At 67.2% G+C, this 19,671-nt stretch carries 15 protein-coding genes; 2 read left to right on the forward strand and 13 right to left on the reverse strand.

Annotated features, from left to right (window positions below):
* Positions 1–18: 18 nt before the first annotated feature.
* The 12 genes from AC3IPM_RS13410 to prmB form a co-directional block, all read right to left on the reverse strand.
* Positions 19–723 carry a hypothetical protein gene (locus tag AC3IPM_RS13410; protein WP_489300401.1) on the reverse strand — a complete coding sequence of 235 codons (705 nt, stop codon included), beginning with the start codon at positions 721–723 and terminating at the stop codon, positions 19–21.
* The gene (locus AC3IPM_RS13415; protein ID WP_489300403.1) at positions 720–6,089 is read right to left on the reverse strand and encodes a DNA repair ATPase; all 5,370 of its coding nucleotides are present in this window, start codon (positions 6,087–6,089) and stop codon (positions 720–722) included. Before AC3IPM_RS13415 ends, AC3IPM_RS13410 begins: the two co-directional genes overlap by 4 nt.
* Positions 6,090–6,185: 96 nt before the next feature.
* On the reverse strand, positions 6,186–8,204 hold the full coding sequence (locus tag AC3IPM_RS13420) for a hypothetical protein (protein WP_489300405.1): 2,019 nt from the start codon (positions 8,202–8,204) through the stop codon (positions 6,186–6,188).
* Positions 8,201–8,881, reverse strand: coding sequence for a hypothetical protein (locus AC3IPM_RS13425; RefSeq protein WP_489300406.1), 681 nt, complete (start codon positions 8,879–8,881; stop codon positions 8,201–8,203). Before AC3IPM_RS13425 ends, AC3IPM_RS13420 begins: the two co-directional genes overlap by 4 nt.
* Positions 8,882–9,080: 199 nt before the next feature.
* A complete protein-coding gene (locus AC3IPM_RS13430; RefSeq protein WP_489300408.1) occupies positions 9,081–9,737 on the reverse strand; it encodes a phosphoribosylanthranilate isomerase in 657 nt (218 codons plus the stop codon).
* Positions 9,734–10,507, reverse strand: coding sequence for a tRNA pseudouridine(38-40) synthase TruA (gene truA / locus AC3IPM_RS13435; RefSeq protein ID WP_489300410.1), 774 nt, complete (start codon positions 10,505–10,507; stop codon positions 9,734–9,736). The genes AC3IPM_RS13430 and truA overlap by 4 nt, the downstream gene beginning before the upstream one ends.
* A 34-nt stretch (positions 10,508–10,541) precedes the next feature.
* The gene (locus AC3IPM_RS13440; protein ID WP_489300411.1) at positions 10,542–12,476 is read right to left on the reverse strand and encodes a motility hub landmark protein FimV; all 1,935 of its coding nucleotides are present in this window, start codon (positions 12,474–12,476) and stop codon (positions 10,542–10,544) included.
* An 87-nt stretch (positions 12,477–12,563) separates the two neighbouring features.
* Complete coding sequence (locus AC3IPM_RS13445) at positions 12,564–13,589, reverse strand: aspartate-semialdehyde dehydrogenase (RefSeq protein ID WP_489300413.1); 1,026 nt, start codon at positions 13,587–13,589, stop codon at positions 12,564–12,566.
* Between the two features lie 150 nt (positions 13,590–13,739).
* On the reverse strand, positions 13,740–14,804 hold the full coding sequence (locus AC3IPM_RS13450; protein ID WP_489300415.1) for a 2-hydroxyacid dehydrogenase: 1,065 nt from the start codon (positions 14,802–14,804) through the stop codon (positions 13,740–13,742).
* A complete protein-coding gene (gene aroC / locus AC3IPM_RS13455; protein ID WP_489300417.1) occupies positions 14,758–15,861 on the reverse strand; it encodes a chorismate synthase in 1,104 nt (367 codons plus the stop codon). The genes AC3IPM_RS13450 and aroC overlap by 47 nt, the downstream gene beginning before the upstream one ends.
* The gene (locus tag AC3IPM_RS13460; RefSeq protein ID WP_489300419.1) at positions 15,851–16,360 is read right to left on the reverse strand and encodes a hypothetical protein; all 510 of its coding nucleotides are present in this window, start codon (positions 16,358–16,360) and stop codon (positions 15,851–15,853) included. The genes aroC and AC3IPM_RS13460 overlap by 11 nt, the downstream gene beginning before the upstream one ends.
* Positions 16,350–17,276, reverse strand: a complete 927-nt coding sequence (prmB, locus tag AC3IPM_RS13465; protein ID WP_489300421.1) for a 50S ribosomal protein L3 N(5)-glutamine methyltransferase — start codon at positions 17,274–17,276, stop codon at positions 16,350–16,352. Before prmB ends, AC3IPM_RS13460 begins: the two co-directional genes overlap by 11 nt.
* A 420-nt stretch (positions 17,277–17,696) precedes the next feature.
* Here prmB and AC3IPM_RS13470 point away from each other — a divergent pair, with 420 nt between their 5' ends.
* Positions 17,697–18,347, forward strand: a complete 651-nt coding sequence (locus AC3IPM_RS13470) for an SCO family protein (protein ID WP_489300423.1) — start codon at positions 17,697–17,699, stop codon at positions 18,345–18,347.
* Entirely contained in the window at positions 18,344–19,186 is an 843-nt protein-coding gene (asd, locus tag AC3IPM_RS13475) for an archaetidylserine decarboxylase (protein ID WP_489300425.1), read from the forward strand. Before AC3IPM_RS13470 ends, asd begins: the two co-directional genes overlap by 4 nt.
* An 81-nt stretch (positions 19,187–19,267) precedes the next feature.
* Here asd and AC3IPM_RS13480 read toward each other — a convergent pair whose 3' ends face one another.
* Positions 19,268–19,609, reverse strand: coding sequence for a ribonuclease E inhibitor RraB (locus AC3IPM_RS13480; protein WP_489300427.1), 342 nt, complete (start codon positions 19,607–19,609; stop codon positions 19,268–19,270).
* Between the last annotated feature and the right edge of the window lie 62 nt (positions 19,610–19,671).

Raw genomic sequence — 19,671 nt, forward strand, 5'->3', positions numbered from 1 at the left:
CGGATGAAGAACAATCGCTCACGGGAGTCTAGCCTGCGCGGCGGCAACCTCGGCAGCGATCCGTGCCTGCAGTTCGACCGCCTGCTGGTTGCGTTGCGCATGGTCACCGGCCTGGCGGGCCAGCACGGTCTGCCGCCATGCAGGCAGCAACACCTCGGCGATCTGCTGGAAGCGCGCCAGCAGCGCGGCATCCTGCGCCTGCAGCAGGTGCTGTTGGCCAGCCTCGATCCGCTGCAGTGCGGCCAGCCGATGCAGATGGTCCAGCCGCGGCACCAGCACGCCCCGCAGCGCTTCGGGCAGTGTCGGCAACTGATCGCGACCGGCATCGGCCCAGGCCTCCAATGCACCGGCCGCCTGCGCGGCCTCGGCGATCGTCTGCTCGCGCACGCCAAGCTGTGCAGCCAGCGTATCGGCGCAGGATTGCGCCTGCAGCAGCAGCGCGCCCAGCCGTGGTTGCAACGCATCGGCATCCAGTTGACGCTCGATGTCACGGCCCAGCAACCGCCCCCACCAGCCGGTCTGTCGGCGCAACGTTGCTGGATGGGCGGCCTGCACCGCGAGAGCGAGCTGTGCCAGCGCCTCGACCAGGCGCCGGCCGGCGCTTGCATCGACCACGGCGGGTGCCGGTAGCGCCTGCAGCAGCGCAGCACCGTAGCGGGAAAGCGCCACGGCGCCCTGCCCGGCCAGCGCCATCGGTGCGGGCAGTGGCGGCGCTGCACTCATCCGTGGGCGTCCTCCTGGTTGCCCGTGGCATCGCCCCGGGGGGGCACCGACTCCCCGTAGAAGTGGCGCATCAATGCTTCATCCAGCGCGCGCTCTTCCGGCGTGGCGGCACGACGCGGGCGTGGACGTTGCCGCGCCGCCGGCTCGGCGTCCATCTGCTGACGTACCCAGCCCGCCAGCAGCGCCAGCGTTTCACCGGTGCGGACCTGCTGGGTATGCGATTGCCCGAGCAACTGCAGCAGCGGGGCCAATCCAGCCTGCAGGCCGTCGGCCAGTGGTCCTGACAGCGGCTCTGCCGCTGGCAGCGCGGCCGGCGCGGCGATCACCGGCTCCGCACGCACCTCGGCCAACCGCTCCAGCGCTGCCAGCAGTGCCGGCCAAGGTGCGGCCTGCGGCGTGGCCGCCGGAGCAGCCGTGGGCAGTACAGGCTGCAGTGCGCTGGCGATGTCGGCCAACTGCGCCACCACGCGCCCGCCCACGTCGGCGTCGTCGGCCCCCATCGCCTTGTTGCGCAGGAAATCGCGTTTGATCTGCTGCCAACGCGCCTGCTCGTCCGGCTGCAGCGTGCCGCGCATCTCCCCCAGCTTGAGCAGGTTCTCCTCGGCCCCGGTGGTAAGCAGCTGCGCTTCGCCGACATAGTGGTCCGAGACCAGCTGCTGCAGCTCGGCATCGTTCATCACCGGCGAGATCTTCTCCGACAGCTTGTTCATGTTGCGATAGCTGCCCTGCAACCGGAACGGCGGCTCGGTGCGGTAGCGATCGTCCTGTGCGGCACTGGCGATGTACTGCTGATTGACCCGGTAGACCACGTCGCGCACGCGCAACATGCGCTGCAGGGTGGCGACGATCTCGTTGATCTCCGCGCCGCTGTAAGCGTGGCTGAGCGTATTGGTGGATACCTCTTTGCCCATCGCCCGCTCGACCAGCAGATACAGGTCGGCCATGTCACGGGTTGCCAGCGGCGCCAGCACCGGATTGGAGGTCAGGCTGTTTTCGATATAGCTCAGGATGAAGGCCGCCTCCATGCCACCCAGCACATCACCGAGGTTGTAGATGTCGGCACGGTTGGCCAGCATGTCCGGAATCTTGAACACTTCGCCGGATTCGGTGTACGGATTGCCGGCCATCACTACGCAGAACTTCTTGCCGCGCATGTCGTAGGTGCGGGTGCGTCCGCGCCAGACACCTTCGATACGGCGGGTGCCGTCGCACAGCGAGATGAACTTCTGCAGGAACTCCGGATGCGTGTGCTGGATGTCGTCGACATACAGCATGGTGTTGTTGCCCATTTCCAGCGCCAGGTTGAGCTTCTCCAGCTCCTGCCGCGAGGTGGCATCGGGGGCCTGTTCGGGATCGAGCGATCGCACCTCGTGGCCCAGGGCCGGCCCGTTGATCTTCATGAAGACCAGGCCGAGCCGGTGCGCCACGTATTCCATAAGTGTGGTTTTGCCGTAACCCGGTGGCGAGATCATCATCAGCAGTCCCATCAGGTCGCTGCGTTTGTTCTCGCCCACGGTGCCCATCTGCTTGGCCAGATTGTCGCCGATCACGCCGAGGTAGACGTCGTTGATCAGCTTGTTGCGCACGAACGAGGACAGTGGCCGCGCCTTGAACTCGGACAGGCGCAGGCTGTCGCGCTCGCGCACGGCGATGCGTTGGCGCACCGCCTGGTAGGCCTGGAACGCCGGTACGAAGACGGTGTTGTGGTGCTGCAGGCGGGCCAGGAAATCATCCAGCGACAGATTCATCCGGCCGTGTTCGATGCGCGGATGTTCGCCCAGCAGGCCCTCCACGGTCACCCGCAGCGCGATGTTGCTGCCGCGTGTCCGCAGCGCGCGCTGGACCAGCAGCAACGCGGCGGCTTCATCAACAAAGCCGGCGTGCTCGGCGAATGCCGGCAGCCTGCACAGCGCACGCAGCCATTGCCCGGCCAGCGCCCAGCGCGCGGCCCAACCATCGTGCTCACGCTGCAATGCGCGCGCTACCGTTTCGCGCTGGCCAGCGCCCTGCAGATGCTGGTCAAGTGCTTCGATCAGGGCCTGCGCATAGCGGCTGGTACTGAACACCGGTTCGCCAGCGGCCAGCTCGGCAGCAAGATAGGCCGCCGCTGCATCGTGCGCGGCGCTGTCGAATGGCAACACATGCTCGGCACAGAACGCCGCCAATGCAGCGGCAATGTCTTCGCGCAGGGCCTGCTGGCCTTCGCCGGAACCGAACAACTGGGCAATGGCATCGGCACCGGCCTGGCGCGCTGGCCATTGCAGGACGTCCTCGCGCCGCTGGCAGGCGGCCCAGAACAGCAGTGCCAATGCCCGCGCGTGCGGTGCATGCAGCAGCGTGCCCGCTGCCTGCTGCAGAGGCAGCAGCGCACGCAGGATCGCGGTGGCGTCATGGTCGTGGATGCCACGTTCGTAGCCCTCACGGTAGCGCGGTGCGGCAAAGTCTCGGACGCTACGGTCCAGCACCTCCGGCTCGGCCGCGCTGTGCTGCAGGCTGGCCAGATCCAGCCCGTCGCGGCCTTGCATCGCTGCCAGCAGCACGCTGCCGGCCAGGTATTCACCGCGGTACAGCGCCGGCGACTCCGAATCCAGGCTGACCTGCCAATACGCCTTCAGCTCGGCCAGCTCCGGGTCGTGCAGCACCTCCAGGAAGTCGGTACCGGTCAAGTGGATGGCCAACGCATCGCCACGTGGCAACAGGGTCAGGTCCAATGGCTGGGTGTTGACGCTGAACCGATGCCGCGGCCCAAGCCGCACCACGTTGCCGCCCGCCTCGAACAGCTCGCTGCGGTCGCGCAGCGCGCGCACTGCCTGGTCACGCACGCCCTTCAACCGCGACTCGATGTCATCGGCCTTGACGCTGTCGCGCAAGCCGCGCAGGCGCTCGGCCAACTCGCGCAGCTTGAGGATCAGCGGATCACCGGCGAAGAAGGCGTTGAGCTCGTCGGCCGTGCCGAAGCGCTCGGTACGCTTGGCCAGGCCATCCAGGATACGGTTGGCGGCATCGAGCACCGAGCGTGCCTTGCGCTGGCGTTCGTCCAGCAGGGCCTGCTTGTGGGTTTCGAAGGCTTCGATCAGCTCCTCGCGCTTGGCCAGGATATCGCCGAGGAACCGTTCATGCTCCCCGAACTGGCTCTCCAGCTCCTCCAACTGCACCAGCAGCCGCGACATCTGCTCGTCGGCGCGCTCGGGATCGGTGGCCATCGCCAGCGCACTGGTGATGGCCTGGGAGAACAACGCGAACTGTGCGGCGAACTGGGCCACCGCCTCGGCCGAACCGAGGGTGCGGCGGCGCTGCTCGGCACGGGCGCGGCTCTGGTTCAGGCGCGCATACACCGCCGAGATCGCCTCGACCACGCGGGTCCGCGCCGTGGCGTCATCGACCTTCAGCCCGGCCATCAGCGCCGACAGCATGTCCAGGTCGGCGGACATCGTGCGCATGCCCTCCAGCTGCGCGTCCAGCACCCGCGCGCTTTCGGCCTGCTGGGCCGCTTCGTCCAGCGCCTGGAGGCGCGTGGTCAGCGGCGCCAACGCAGCATCACCGGCCAGGAAAGCACCGGTGGCGGCACCGATGTCCTCGTGCGCCTGCTGCAGGGTGGAGGTCATCGCATCGATGGCAGCGGTGTCGATGTAGCGCAGTTCACGGATGGTCAGCAGGTGGCCGCGCTGCGTCGAAATCGCATTGAGCGCTTCGACGAAGGCCTGCACCTCCTGCCAGTTCTCCGGTTGCAGGCGGGCCAGCAATGCCTTCTGGCCGGCCTGGGCCTGCGTCATCGCCTGGGTCGACTGCTGCCGGATCGACTGGACCTTTTCATACTCGTCCAGCACCGACTCGCCGGTGCCGCTGATCTCGCGCAGCAGGCTGACCGCCCCTTCGCATTGCGTATCGTCGAGCCAGTGGTGTGCGTCGAACAGCCGACGGGTGTCCTGGACCAGCCGCTGGTAGCGCTGCACCGAGGCGTCTTCGCCTTCGATGGTGCGGGCCAGGTCGAGCAGGTTGGAGATGCCGCGGACCAGTTCGGCATTGCCGATCCTGCCCATGAAGGTATTGCCCGGCGGCCGGCTGGCGGCAAACTCATCGCTGCTGAACGGGGTCTGCCAGATCTGCATGGCGTGGATGCGCGTGGGTTCGTTGCCTTCGGCATGGAACAGCACCATGCGTCCGTCATGCAGGAACGCATAGCCGTGCCCGAACACCGGGTTCTGCAGTACGCGCTGGATGGTGTTGTAAACGAACAGCGCCGAGCGCCCGCCCTCGCGCTCGTAGAAGATGTACAGCACGTCCTCGCCGTTCGGCGAGCGGATGGCCCGCTTGAACTGCATGCCATCCATCGCCGCATCGAACGCCTTGTGTTCCCCGCTCTGCAGGTAGTAGCCACCGGGGAAAATGATGCCGTGGTCTTCGGGCAGCTGCACGCAGGCCTGCACGATCGCGTCGTTGCGGATGATGCCGCCGGTGAGGGTGTTGTAGATCAGCCCACGCCATACTGTTTCGCGGTAGGGCAGCACCTTGAGCAGGACCAACGAGCCGACCCGGGCGAAATCGAACTGGGCATCATCCAGCGACTGGGTGCTGTCTTCGACCGGTTCGGAATGAATGCCCTGCCCGCTCTCGGTGTTGTTCTCCACCTTGATGGTCAGATCGCCCCCGGTGGTTTCCACGAACAGCGTGTCGAGGATGTTCAGGTGTGCATGGCGGCCGTTGACCGCCATGTCGCGGGTGGCGCGCGTCCACTCGAAATCGAATGGCGGTGGCAGCGCGATGTCCCGTTCGCCGCGGGCATCCAGGTAACTCAGCGTGCCATCGGGGGCCAGCGACCAGCGGAACACGCGCACGTCGCTGCTGCGCTCGCCGATCTGGAAGGCCGCCAGCAGCTTGTCGCCAACCACGATCAACTGCAGCAGGCGTGCATGCTTGTAGTAGGCGTACAGCTCACCGAAGTCATGCACGAAGCCAGGCTGGGCCAGGAAGCTGCCCTTCAGCTCGACCGCTGCCACGTCGTAGCCTTCGTTGGATTGCACGAGGCGGTAAAGGCCGAACACGTCCTCGACCCGGGTCTGGGTTTTCAGGCCGATGAAGACGTTGTAGCCGAACAGCAGCAGGTCCGGGCCGACCTGGACGATGTCGCGGCCGACGCAGTTGTTCTCGCTGCGGATGCGGAAGCGCCCCGCCACTTCCAACCGGCTGTCGCCGAACTCGGCCAGGCGCTGGCCGTTGAGCGTATCGGCGATGCCGCGCAGGCGATTGCCCTGCTCGCCGAGGCGTCGGCGCAGCACCTCGTAGGCTCCGCCCTGGGCGACGGCCTGGTCGACACTGGCGGTGGCATCCGCGACGGACGGCGCGGAACGTTGAGGGGTATCAGACATCGGCTTCCTTCCGGCTCACGGACAACCGGCCGGACGTGCCGGCCGGTGATGACGCGGCCGTGGCGCGCTGGCCACGGCCTGCTTGCTGCATTGGGCTCAGCGGGTTTCGACCACGGCCGTGGTCACAGTGGCCACGGCCTCGGCAGGCTGCTCGGTGAGCTTGCGCGGTGCCGGCTCGCGGTGACCCACGCCCAGGTAGCGCTGCATCAGCTCCTGCACGATCGGGCTCTTGTCGGCCAGCCCTTCGATGGACTTGCCCAGCGAAACGGCCTTGATCAGGTTTTCGAACATGCCACCGTCGCCGCCGACCAGGTCGATATCGGCATTGCTCAACGCACTGGCAATGACGCCGGCGTTCTCGCGCGAGACCTCCTTGCCCGCTTCAATTGAAGCCAACGCCTGCTTGAGGCTGTTGTCGAGCATCATGCGGAACTCTTCATGGCCGCGTGCGGAATCACTGAGCGAGGCGATGGCTTCGAACTTGCGGACCAGGCCCTCGGCCTCGGCCAGCAGCTTCTTCTGCACCACGCCGGCTTCGGCGCCACCGACCGACTCGGTGGCCGTGGCACGGGCCCGCCCCATCTGCTCTTCGCCCTGAGCCTGCGCCTGCAGGTTCTCGGCCAGCACGCGGGCCTCGTTGGTGCCCTGCTTGAGATGCGCCTCGGCCTTGGCCTCGATCACGCGTGCCTCGGCGATACCCACCTTCTCGATGGCCAGTGCAGACGCTTCACGTACCTGCGCTTCGGCCAGGCCAGGTGCGGCCTGCTCGGCGCGGGTACCGTCGGCGAGCAGCCGCTTGGCCTCGGCCTGCTTGCCAGCCGCTTCGTGCTCGGCCTGGGCCAGCGTGGTGATCTCCACCGCGCGGTGCTTGGCGGCCGTCTCGGCGGCCAGCGCCTGCTTGACCTGGCGCACCAGCAGTTCCTGCGCCTTGGCTTCGGCATCCAGGATCAGCACCTGCTTCTGGCGGTCGGCCTCGGAGACTTCGCGCACTTCCTTGATGCGCTCCTCTTCCTGGGCCACCGTCTTGTCGATCGCGATGCGCTCACGGGTGATGTTGGCCACGTCCATCTTCCCGGACTCGACCACCTTGTCGCGCTCCACCCCTTGCAACTGCACTTCGCGCTGGGTGGTGACCTGTTCCAACTGGCGCGCACGCTCGACCCGCTCGGATTCAATCGCCACCGCACGCTGGCGGTTCTGCTCGGCCACTTCCACCTCACGCATGCGGTTCTGCTCGCGGATGTCGATCACTTCCTGCGCTTCGATGCGGGCCTGCTCGGAGAGCTGACGCTGCTCTTCCTGGACCTTGGCGGTCTCGGCTTCCTCGCGAGCACGGATGGTCTCGATCTCGCGCTTCTGCCGCGCCTCGGCTTCGGCCTGCTGCCGTTCCAGTGCCAGCAGTGCTTCGCGCGCCTCGACGTTTTTCTTGGTGATCGCCAACCGCTCGTTCTGCTCCAGCTCGTTGGTTACCACGTTGTGGGTGGCAGTCAGCTCGGTGATCTTACGGATGCCCTGGGCGTCGAGGATGTTGTTCTGGTCCAGCAGCGCCTTGGGGGTCTGCTCCAGGTAGTCGATGGCGACGTCCTCCAGCGCATAGCCGTTGAGGTCGTTGCCGATCACCGCGATGATCTCGTCGCGGAATTCCTGACGCTTCTCGAACAGTTCGGTGAACTCGAACTTCTTGCCGACCGTCTTCAGCGCCTCGGAGAACTTGGCGTTGAACAGTTCATCGACCGCCTGCCGGTCCGAGGCGCGATCGGCGCCAATCGCCTTGGCCACGCGCAATACGTCGGCCTGGGTTTCATTGACGCGCAGATAGAACGCCACTGCGATGTCGGCACGCATGTTGTCGCGGCAGATCAGGCCTTCCTTGCCGCGGCGGTCGATCTGCAGCGTGATCAGGCTGATCCGCATCAGCTCGGCGCGGTACAGCACCGGCACGATCAGCGCACCGGTGAAATGCACCTTGGGCTGCGCGCTCATGTCATTGACGATCAGGGCCACGCCCTGGTCGACTTTGCGGTAGAAGGCCTTGAACAGGCCGGCCAGGCCAAGCAGCAGGACCAGCAGGATGCCGACCCCGATCACGAAGGGGGCCAAGGTCGCAAAGCTCATCGGTGGATCTCCTTGTCGCCCGAAACCAGGCTGTCTTGAAAAGTAAGTGCATGGTGGTCACGTTCGCGGGCCACCCGATAGAGATTGGCCTCGGCCAGGTATTCCAGCAGCACGACGCGGTCACCGCGTGCGGCATGGTCGGTCCCGTGCAGGCGCACGTGCAGGATCAGCCCGGCGCCACCGTCATCGACCGTGGCGTAGCCCACGTGTGCATCGGCGCGTGGCGAGCTGACCACGCCCACCCGCCCCAGCAGCGAGGCCTGCGGCACCGGGCGCAGGCGCAACAGCAAGCGCCGTATCGGGCGCAGCACCAGCACGCTCAGCGGAACCGCTGGCACCAGGGCGAGCACGGCAGTGACCGCGCCGGCCAGCCAACGCAGGGACCCTGGCAGCGGCTGCAGCACGAACAGGTGCACGAAGTAGGTAACCGTCCAGGCGAAGAAGGCCAGCAGCGCGATGACCAGCATCACCGGTGCCCCGCCCAGGCCAAGCCGGGAGAACATGCCGGAGATGCCGTGCAGGCCGTCATCGCCCAGATGCAGATCCAGCCCATCGCCACCGATGCCGTCATCCACCACACCGAACGCAGCCAGCATCCAGTAGAGCGTGGCGAACGCCAGCACGATGCTGTAGGGCAGCGTGGGGAAGCTAAGTGCGACGTTGAGGAACTCGTTCATTCCGTTGTCTTCCCTGCAGCCGCGCCGCCCGATTGCCACGGCGACTTCCAGTGGGAAGCACTCCGACTTCCCGCGAGTACGCGCCCTCCCGGCCGCGCCATGTCCTGTCGATGCTACGTGAAATCAGCCGCTGCGCCCATAGCAGCGGCCCAGGCCTTGTCCTGCAAGGCCTGGGCGGTGTCGGAAGCAACCGGTGCGCTCAGTCGGCCTCGTGGCAATCGGCGCGACGGACTTCCTCGACGAACTTGCGCATCTTGTAACCGTCCTTGATGCCCGGCTCGGACTCGATCCCGCTGGACACATCCACGCCCCATGGCAGGGTCGCCACGATCGCATCGAAGACGTTGTCCGGGGTGATCCCGCCCGCAAGCAGGAACGGCCGGTGCAGGCCGGTCGGCAGCCGCGTCCAGTCGAACGCCACGCCGGTGCCGCCACCGCCGCCCGGGGCGTGGCTGTCGAACAGGAAACCGGCTGCGCTTGGATAGCGCAACTGCAGCTGGCGCGCGTTGACGTCATCCTTGCCGCCCATCGCCACCGCCTTGAGGTACGGCATGTTGAAGCTGCGGCAGAACGACTCGTCTTCCTCACCGTGGAACTGCAGCAGGGTGGGACGCACGGTGCGCAGCACCTCGCGCACCTCTTCCTTGCTGTTGTCACGGAACAGCGCCACCACATCCACCATCGGGGCGATCGCCTGGCGCATCGCGCGCGCTTCGGCCGGGGCAACCCGACGCTTGCTCTCGCGGGCGAAGATGAAGCCGACCGCATCCACGCCCAGCTCACCGGCCAGGCGCACATCGCCGGCGCGGGTCATGCCGCAGAACTTGATTCGGGTGCGATAGAAAGAACGGCTCATAAGGTGACCTCGGCGGGCAGATGCCAGTTGTCGGGGTACAAGGGTCCGATGAATACCAATCCCTGCGGGGGTGCGGTTGGCCCGGCCACGGTGCGGTCCTGGCCGGCCAGCAGTTCGGCCATCCACGACACCGGCTTGTCGCCGCACCCGATCAGGATCAATGAACCGACAATATTGCGCACCATGTGATGAAGGAATGCATTGGCCTGAACGCAGACCTCCACCACCTCGCCGTGGCGGGTGACGCTGATCGCCTGCAGGTTGCGGCGGGCATGCACGGCCTCGCACTGCACGCTGCGGAACGCGCCAAAGTCGTTTTCGCCCAGCAAGGCCTGGCCGGCGGCATGCATCCGCGCGGCATCCAGCGGGCGCCGCTCCCAGCTCAGGGTCTGCCGGTACAGCGCCGGACGCACCTGGCGGTTGAGCAGGCGGTAGCGGTAGCGGCGGGCGCGGGCGGAAAAGCGCGCATGGAAATCATCGGCCACCGGCACGCACCAGCGCACCGCGATTGAACGCGGCAGCCGGGTGGTGGTGCCCAGGGTCCAGCCGCGCGGGTCGCGCTGCACGTCGCTGTCGAAATGCACCACCTGGCATTCGCCGTGCACACCGGCATCGGTGCGCCCGGCACAGGTGACCTGGATCGGCGCATCGGCCACCGAGGACAGCGCCTGCTGCAGGCTGGCCTGCACGCTGGGGCAACCGCTCTCGCCCAGCTGCTGCCAGCCCTTGAACTCGCTGCCGTCGTATTCCACGCCCAATGCGTAGCGCATGGTCAACCTCTATTTCGTCGGGTGAAACCGGCCGTCATCCCAACCGTGCCAGCAGTTCGCGCGCCTGCGCCTGGCTGTGCGGATCGGCCACGGCGGCCACTTCCTGCAGCAGGGTACGGGCGGTTTCGGCGTCGCCAAGATCCAGGTAGGCGATCGCCAGCTCCAGCCGGTCGCGACCGGCGCTGGGCATCGGCGCGTCGTCATGGGCGTCATGCGCGTCGTCGGTGATCGGCGGGGCCACCGCCGATTCGTCCGGGAACTCGAAGACGCCACGGTAGGACGGCTGTGCCGCCGCTTCCAGCGCGTGCGCCGGCGGTGCGTCGAAGGCCTCCACGTCCGCTGCAGGTTCGCTGGCGGTGTCGGCATCGTCGATGGCCTGCACAGGCGCCACATCCGGCTCGACAGCGCCCTGCCCGGGCAACGGTTCCAGCATGAAAACCGGTTCGCGGCGGCCGTCGTCAAAGCGAGGCGCCTGCACGACGTCGTCGCCGGGCACTTCTTCGATCAGGTCTTCGCCGGTGTCCTGCTGCGCGGCCAGTTCGTCGACATAGTCGGCGGCGGGCGCGGCGGCGGCCAGACTGGCCGCATCCAGGCCACCACGTTGCAGCGGCGGCAATGGCGAGGGCTTGCGGCGGCGGGCCAGGGCCCAGCCGGCCACGACCAGCAGCAACACCCCCAGCCCCAGCCAGTACCAGCCACCGCCGGCATCGCGTGCGGCCGACGCCGGGGTCTGGCCCAGGCGCTGTTGCGCGGCGGCCAGGTCGCTGTCCTTCATCGCGATCAGCGACTGCTGTTGTTTCTGCAGCTTCTCCAGATCGGCGACACGTCCACGCAGTTCCTGGATCTCGGCATCGCGGGTGGCGACATCTTCCTTGGCCTGCCGCAGTTGTTCATTGCCCAGCATGTCACCCTCACTGCCGGCGGCGGTGCCGGTGGTTGTCCCTGCATTGTGGTCGGTGGCGGCAACCGCCGGGGCGATCTCCAGCCGTGCGCCGCTGGCGGCGACCGGCGCGGTGGCCGGGCCGGGCGCGGTGGCCACGCCACTGCTGGCCGGCTGCGGAATCGCACCGCGTGCCTGGCGCCACTGTGCGGCGTGCTCGCGCACGATCGCGGCCGCTTCGCTGGCATCGATCGGTGCAGCGCCCTGGGTGCCAGGGCTGCGCAGCACCGCGCCCTGCTTGAGCAGGTTGACGTTGCCGCGGATGAAGGCTTCGGGGTTGGCGCGCAGCAGCGCGATCATCGCCTGGTTGCGATTGATGCCCTGCTCGCGGGCCACGGCCCCGGCGATCTGCGACAGGGTCTGGCCACGCTGCACGGTCACGCTGCCATCGGCCGCCACCGTGGGCGCGGCTGCGGCTGCGGCTGCGGCCGCGGGTCGCGCCGGCGCAGCCGGAGTACGTGCAGGCACCGCCGAGGTGCGCGACGGTTTGCTTTCGGCAGGCGCGACCGGTGCGGTCGCAACAGGCGTTGCCGGTTCCGGCTCACGCACGATCGCGTTGGACATCGCGCCCGCGGGCGCGACGATTTCCGGTTCGGCCACGGCCAGGGCGCTGTTGGGCGCCTCGACCAGTGCCGAGTATTCGCGGACCAGACGGCCCTGCCCCCAATCGGCTTCGATCAGGAAATTCAGCGACGGCGTGGTCACCGGGGCCAGGGTACTGACCCGTACCACCGCCCGTCCCTGTGCATTGCGGGTGAGTTCGAACTGGAGTTCGCTGACCAGTCCGGCAGGTCGTTCCAGCCCGACCCGGGCAAAGGTCACCGGCGAAGCCAGTGCCACCCGCAGGTTCTGAAGCTCGGCCGGGTCGGCGGAAATGACCGGAATTTCAGCCAGCAAGGGCTGGCCGGGTTTGGAGAGTACCCGGATATCACCCAGCCCCAGGGCCATGGCGGAGCTGCTGGCCAAGGCCAGCAGCAGGGTCGACGCATACTTGAGCGGGCGCATAGCGCCCGGAGCCCGGTTGTTCATGGCGGCCAATATAACGGCTCCCCCCGTGATCGGCGATGATTGGATTGCAGCCGCCGATGGCATCCCCATGCCATCGGCGTCACACGATCAGCCTTCGGCGGCCACCAGCTCGGCCAGCTGCACGGCATTCAAGGCAGCACCCTTGCGGATGTTGTCCGAGACGATCCACAGGTTCAGGCCACGCGGGTGCGAGAGATCCTCACGGATACGGCCCACATACACCGCATCGGTGCCCGAGGCGTGCGTCACCGGGGTCGGATAACCGCCGGCTTCATGACGGTCGACCACTTCCACGCCGGGCGAGCGCGACAGCAGTTCACGCGCTTCATCCGGGGTGACCTTGTCGCGGGTCTCGATGGTCACCGCTTCGGAGTGACCGTAGAACACCGGCACGCGCACTGCAGTCGGGTTCACCAGGATGCTGTCGTCGCCGAGGATCTTGCGGGTTTCCCAGACGAGCTTCATTTCTTCCTTGGTGAAGCCGTTGTCCTGGAAGTCGTCGATGTGCGGGATCAGGTTGAAGGCGATCTGCACCGGGAAACGCTGCGGGTCGATTTCCTGGAAGCTCAGCAGCTGGCCGGTCTGCTTGCCCAGTTCCTCCAGCGCCGAACGGCCGCCACCGGATACCGACTGGTAGGTGGCCACGTTGATACGTTCGATGTGGTACTTGCGGTGCAGCGGTGCCAGCGCCACCAGCATCTGCATGGTCGAGCAGTTCGGGTTGGCGACGATGCCGCGCGGTCGCTGCTTGAGCGCCTCCGGGTTCACTTCGGACACCACCAGCGGCACGTCATCGTCGTAACGGAAGGCCGAGGAGTTGTCGATCACCACCGCACCGGCGGCGGCAAACGTCGGGCCGAATTCCTTGGACACACTGCCACCGGCGGAGAACAGCGCGATATCCACGCCGGCCGGATCGAAGTCCGCCAGGTCCTGGACGCGGATCTTCTCGCCGCGGTAGTCGATTTCGCCGCCGGCCGAGCGCGAGGACGCGAGCAGGCTCAGCTTGGCGATCGGGAAGTCGCGCTCGGCCAGGATGGCCAGCATGGTTTCGCCAACGGCACCGGTGGCACCGACAACGGCGACGTGGAAACGACGATCTGCATTGCTCATGGGGGAACCCTTCTAGGTGTACCGATAGGGGTATCGACCAACGGCCGGTACCTGTCGTATTGAATGAAATGGGCGCCAACCTGACGGCTGGCAACTACCACGGGCTGGGTTCGGGGAATCTCTCGGGCTCGGGAGGGCCGCGGAGACTCCCTATCGTTTTGCGTCGTCGGTTTTTTTCGCAGCCACGGCATCGGCGTTGATCGCGCTCGGCGGACGGCCAGCCTGCGGCCCCTTGCCCAACGCGGCCGTCAGGTTGTCCACCGCCAGCTGCACCATCGCCCGGCGCGTGGCCTGGCTGGCACTGCCGATATGCGGGGTCAGCACGATGTTGTGCAGCGCCAGCAGCTCCGGGCGCACGCTTGGCTCGCCTTCAAACACGTCCAGCCCGGCCGCGGCGAGGCGACCGTTGGCGAGCGCATCGGCGAGCGCGATTTCATCGACGATGCCGCCCCGGGCGATGTTCACCAGGGTGGCGCTCGGCTTCATCTTCGCCAGCGCGGCGGCATTGATCAAGTGGTGCGAGCTGGCGTTGTAGGGCAGCACCAGCACCAGGTGGTCGGCCTGCGCCAGCAGCGTGTCCAGATCGACGTACTGCGCGTCGACTTCGGCCTCGGTGGCCGCGGCCAGACGCGAGCGGTTGTGGTACAGCACGCGCATGCCGAAGCCCAGCGCGCCGCGGCGGGCAATGCCCTGCCCGATCCGACCCATGCCGAGGATGCTCAGCGTGCTGCCGTGGATATCGGCACCGAGCAGGGTCTGGAACGACCACTGGCCCCACTGGCCATCGCGCAGGAAACGCTCGGCCTCGGTGATGCGCCGTGCGGTGGCCATCAGCAATGCGAAGCCAAGATCCGCCGTGGTTTCGGTGAGCACGTCCGGCGTGTTGCTGGCCAGGATGCCGGCGGCGCTGAGCGCGTCGATATCCAGGTTGTTGTAGCCGACGCCGACGTTGGCGACCGCGCGCAGCTGTGGCGCGTGCGTGATCTCGGCGGCACCGATGCGTTCGTTGAGCGTGACCAGCGCACCATCGACCTGGGCCAGCTGCGCAGCCAGCATCTGCGGCGTGTAACGGGTGACCTCGGACGTCAGCGTCAACGCGAAATGCTGCCCGAGCTGTTCGACCACATCGTCGAACAGCGGTTGGCTGACCCAGACCCTTGGCCGCGTATCAGCCACCGATGGCTCCGGGAATGCGCGGGGCGATCTCGCCCACATCGCCGCACTGCGCGCGGTGGCGCAGCGCCTGGTCCATCAACACCAGCGCCATCATCGCCTCGGCGATCGGCGTGGCACGGATGCCCACGCAGGGATCGTGGCGGCCGGTGGTGATCACGTCCACGGCGGCGCCGGTAGCGTCCACGGTGGCACCGGGCAGGCGCAGGCTGGAGGTCGGCTTGAGCACGATCGAGGCGGTGACCTGCTGACCGGTGGAGATACCACCCAGGATGCCGCCGGCATGATTGCTGGCGAAGCCTTCGGGGGTGATCAGGTCGCGGTGTTCGGTGCCCTTCTGCGCCGCGCTGGCGAAACCGTCGCCGATCTCCACGCCCTTGACCGCATTGATGCTCATCAGCGCAGCGGCGAGGTCGCCGTCCAGCTTGCCGTAGATCGGCTCGCCCCAGCCCGGCGGCACGCCATCGGCGACCACGTTGACGCGCGCACCGACCGAATCGCCGGACTTGCGCAGTGCATCCATGTAGCTCTCCAGCGCGGGCACCTGTTCGGCGACCGGCCAGAAGAACGGGTTGTCTTCCACCGCCGACCAGTCGAACCCGGTCGGGGTGATCTCGCCCAGCTGGGAGAGGTAGCCGCGCACGGTCACGCCATGGCGCTGCAGCAGCCACTTCTTGGCGATGACGCCGGCGGCCACGCGCATGGTGGTTTCGCGGGCCGAGGAACGCCCGCCACCGCGCGGATCGCGGATGCCGTACTTCTGCCAGTAGCTGTAGTCGGCATGGCCCGGGCGGAACTGCTGGGCGATGGTGCTGTAATCCTTGCTGCGCTGGTCGGTGTTGCGGATCAGCAGCGCGATCGGGGTACCAGTGCTGCGCCCTTCGTAGACACCGGACAGGATCTCGATCTCGTCGGCCTCGCGGCGCGCGGACGTATGCCGGCTCTTGCCGGTTGCGCGGCGCTGCAGGTCGTGGGCGAATTCCTCGGCACTGATCTCCAGCCCGGGCGGGCAGCCATCGATCACGCAGCCGATCGCCGGACCGTGCGATTCGCCGAAGGTGGTGACCGAGAGCAGCTTGCCGAAGGTATTACTGGACATGGGATTCCGCGTGACGGGGGAAGGCGGCGCGCAGCACGCGCGGCAGGTGGCGCACGGCAACGATCGCCGGCAGCAGGGTAAAGCTGAGCACGAACACCGGGCGGCCCCAGCCAGCGCTCCAGCCACCGGCGGCCGTGGCACTGGCGATCACGGTAGCCACGGCGATGAACAGCCCCAGCACCAGCGCCACCGACAGGCCGCGCGACAACAGCGCGCGACGTTGCAGCAGCGGCGTATCGATCAGCGCGCAGACCAGCACCGCGGTGCCGGCCAGCACGCCACCGGCGCCAAAGCCCAGGCCCTTGAGGTGGTACCACAGCTGCGACGCCGGTTCGGCGTCGTAGCGGCACAACATGGCATCGCCGGTGAAGCAGGCGACGCCACTTTTCACGGCCATCAGGGCGATGACCAGTGCGAACGGCATCAACAGCACCATCGGCATCAGCATGACCAGTTCGGTCCAGCGGACGCGCCAGGCCGGGGCCGGTCTATCGGGCATTGGCCAGCTCGGTGATGCGGGCGCTGTGAGCGATCAGCTCACGGCATTCCACGGCAAAGATGCCCATCTGGCCGACCTTGAATTCGATCCAGGCGAAGTCGACTTCCGGCAGCACCTTGATCAGGTGCTGTTCGGACTCACCCACTTCGCAGATCAGCAGGCCATCCTCGCTGAGGTGCAGCGGGGCGTCGCGCAGGATCTTCAGGACCAGGTCCAGGCCGTCGTCGCCGGCGCGCAGGCCCATGTCCGGCTCGTAGGAGTATTCCTGCGGCAGGGCATCGGTCTCGTCGTTGGTGACGTACGGCGGGTTGGTGACGATCAGGTCGTAGTGGCGGCCGGTAAGGCCGTTGAACAGGTCGGACTTGAGCAGGGTGACGTTGTGGGCGTCCAGGCGGGCCTTGTTCTCGTGGGCCAGGGCCAGGGCGTCGTCGCTGAGGTCCACGCCGTCCACTTCCCAGTTGGGGTAGTAGTGGCCCATGGCGATGGCGATGCAGCCCGAGCCGGTGCACAGGTCCAGCGCGCGGCGCACTTCACGGCCGGCCAGCCACGGCTCGAAGCCGGTTTCGATCAGTTCGGCGATCGGCGAACGCGGCACCAGGGCGCGCGCGTCGCTCTTGAAGCTCAGGCCGGCGAACCAGGCTTCGCCGGTCAGGTAGGCCGCGGGCAGGCGTTCGTTGATGCGGCGCTCGAACAGCGCCAGAACTTCGGCCTTTTCCGGGGTGGTCACGCGGGCCGCGCCATAGGCCGGGCCGAGGTCATGCGGCAGGTGCAGGCTGTGCAGGACGAGCTGGGTGGCTTCGTCCAGGGCGTTGTCGTAGCTGTGCCCGAAGGTCAGCCCGGCGGCGTTGAAACGGCTGGTGCCGTAGCGGATCAGATCGATGATCGTATGGAGTTCGGCGGCCGTTTCGGCAGTCATGGCGGGGCAACAGACAAAGTGGCCCCCGATTATAGGCGTTGGGAAGGACCGGGGCATCCGTTGCAGGCGAAAGTGGTTGGGCCGAGGGCTTTCCAGCGAAATTCAACGGCGGCGGTTCACCTTTCACTGTGGGAGGGCCGGCACAGGGAGGCTACCGGGACACGCCGCAAGTACGTCCCTGTAAGCTCCGTCGCGCCATCCATGGCGCTCAGGGTCCCGGCAACCTCCCTGTGCCGCCCCTCTCGACAGGAGGTCGGTACGCACCGAAGTTCAGATCAAACACCAAAGCAGGCTCCTACGGCCGATAAAACGCCCAGACACCGGCAGCGCAAGGCCGTTGACGTTGATGTTGGCCTTAAAACAACCACCAAGGACGCCACGCCCCCTATCATGGTGGCCCCTTCCGCGAACGGGCCCGCAATGTTCAATCGCAACGCCGGCATCATCCTGCTCATCGCCCTGGCCGCCGGGCTGGGCCTGGTCGTGGCCCAGAAAGTGTTCGCCCCCAAGCCGGCCGGCGACCGCCCGGCCACCGAGTCGATCACCTTCTACCCGCAACCGCGCCCCCTGCCCGACTTCAACCTGTCCCAGTCCGACGGCACCCGCCTGATCCCCGGCGAGCTCAAGGGCCACTGGACCCTGGTGTTCCTCGGCTTCACCTTCTGCCCTGACGTCTGCCCGACCACCCTGGCCGACCTCGCCCAGGCCCAGAAGCAATGGGAAGCCCAGCCGGAAAGCCTGCGCCCGCGCCTGGTGTTCATCTCCGTGGATCCCGAGCGCGACACCCCCGCCCGCCTGGGCGAGTACGTGCACGCTTTCCACAAAGACACCCTGGCCGCCACCGCCGACGTCCCCTCGCTGGAACGTTTCGCCACCTCGCTGGGCTTCGTCTTCCAGAAAGTGCCCGGCAAACACATCGACGAAAACCCCGACGACTACACCCTCGAGCACTCCGCCAGCCTGGCCGTGCTCGACCCGGACGGCAAACTTGCCGGCCTGATCCGCCCCCCCTTCAATGCGCAGGCCATCGCCCGCGACCTGCAACTGTTGACCGAGAAGTCCGCCCCATGAGCCTGACCACCACGCTGAGCTACGTCCTGCCGCACCGCCTGCTGTCCTCGATGGCGCGCAGGCTCGCGTATTCCAGCAACCCGCGGATCTCGCGCTGGCTGATCGACACCGTCACCGCCAAGTTCGGCGTCAACCTCGCCGAGGCCGCCAATTCCGATCCGCGCAGCTACGCCACGTTCAACCAGTTCTTCACCCGCGCCCTCAAGCCCGGCGCGCGCGTGGCCGCGCCCGACCCGCGCACCCTGGTGATGCCCGCCGACGGCCGCATCAGCCAGCTCGGCGCGATCGAGGACGGCCGCATCTTCCAGGCCAAGGGCCAGTCGTTCACCGCTGCCGAACTGCTCGGCGACGCCGCCGACGCCGAGGTGTTCCGCCACGGCCTGTACGCCACCGTGTACCTCTCGCCCAAGGACTACCACCGCGTCCACATGCCGTGGACCGGCACCCTGCGCGAAACCGTGCATGTGCCCGGCCGGTTGTTCAGCGTCGGCCCGGCTGCGGTCAACACCGTGCCCGGCCTGTTCGCCCGCAACGAGCGCCTGGTCTGCCATTTCGACACCGATTTCGGCCCGATGGTCTCGGTGATGGTCGGCGCGCTGCTGGTGTCCGGCGTGGAAACCGTCTGGGGCGGTGAAGAAATTCCCGCGTACGGCGACACCATCACCCGCAAGGATTACCGCGGCCAGGGCATCACCCTGGAGCGTTTCGCGGAGATGGCGCGCTTCAATTACGGCTCCACCGTGATCGTGCTGTTGCCGCCGGGCGTGGCCGAGTTCGCCCCGCACCTGGATGCCGAACATGCCGTGCAGCTCGGCCAGCCGTTGGCGACGTTGAAATAATTCTTCCGCCGCGCGGGTCCCACTTGGCGAGGCCCCCAAACAAAAACGCCCCGCTTTCGCGGGGCGTTCTGGTTTACCCGGTCAGACCTCGACCGGTCCGACGTCCATGCCGTCGTAGTCTTCCACGCCGTTGGCTTCCGCCAGTGCCTGCAACTCGTGGTTGCGTGCGTCCAGCGAGGCTTCGGTGTGCACTTCGGCGCGCTCCACGTGCAGCACGTGGTACGGCGCCTCGTCCTCTTCCAGGTCCGGCTCGAACACTTCCACCAGCGTGTAGCCGGCAGCAACCAGCTTTTCGCCCAGCCCGTGCAGCGGCTCCGGCGTGGTGTTGACGAAGAAGTAGCCCCACAGCATCGGGCCGTTGAGGTCCCAATCGGTGTTTTCACGGATGTTGGTGAACATCTCGTTGATCGCGGTGATATCCATCTTGCTTCCCTGTGTCTGTGTCTCTGTCGGCCATGGCACGCAGGCCATGGCCGGTGATGGAT

It is taken from the genome of Stenotrophomonas sp. GL_111 (genome assembly GCF_057835245.1).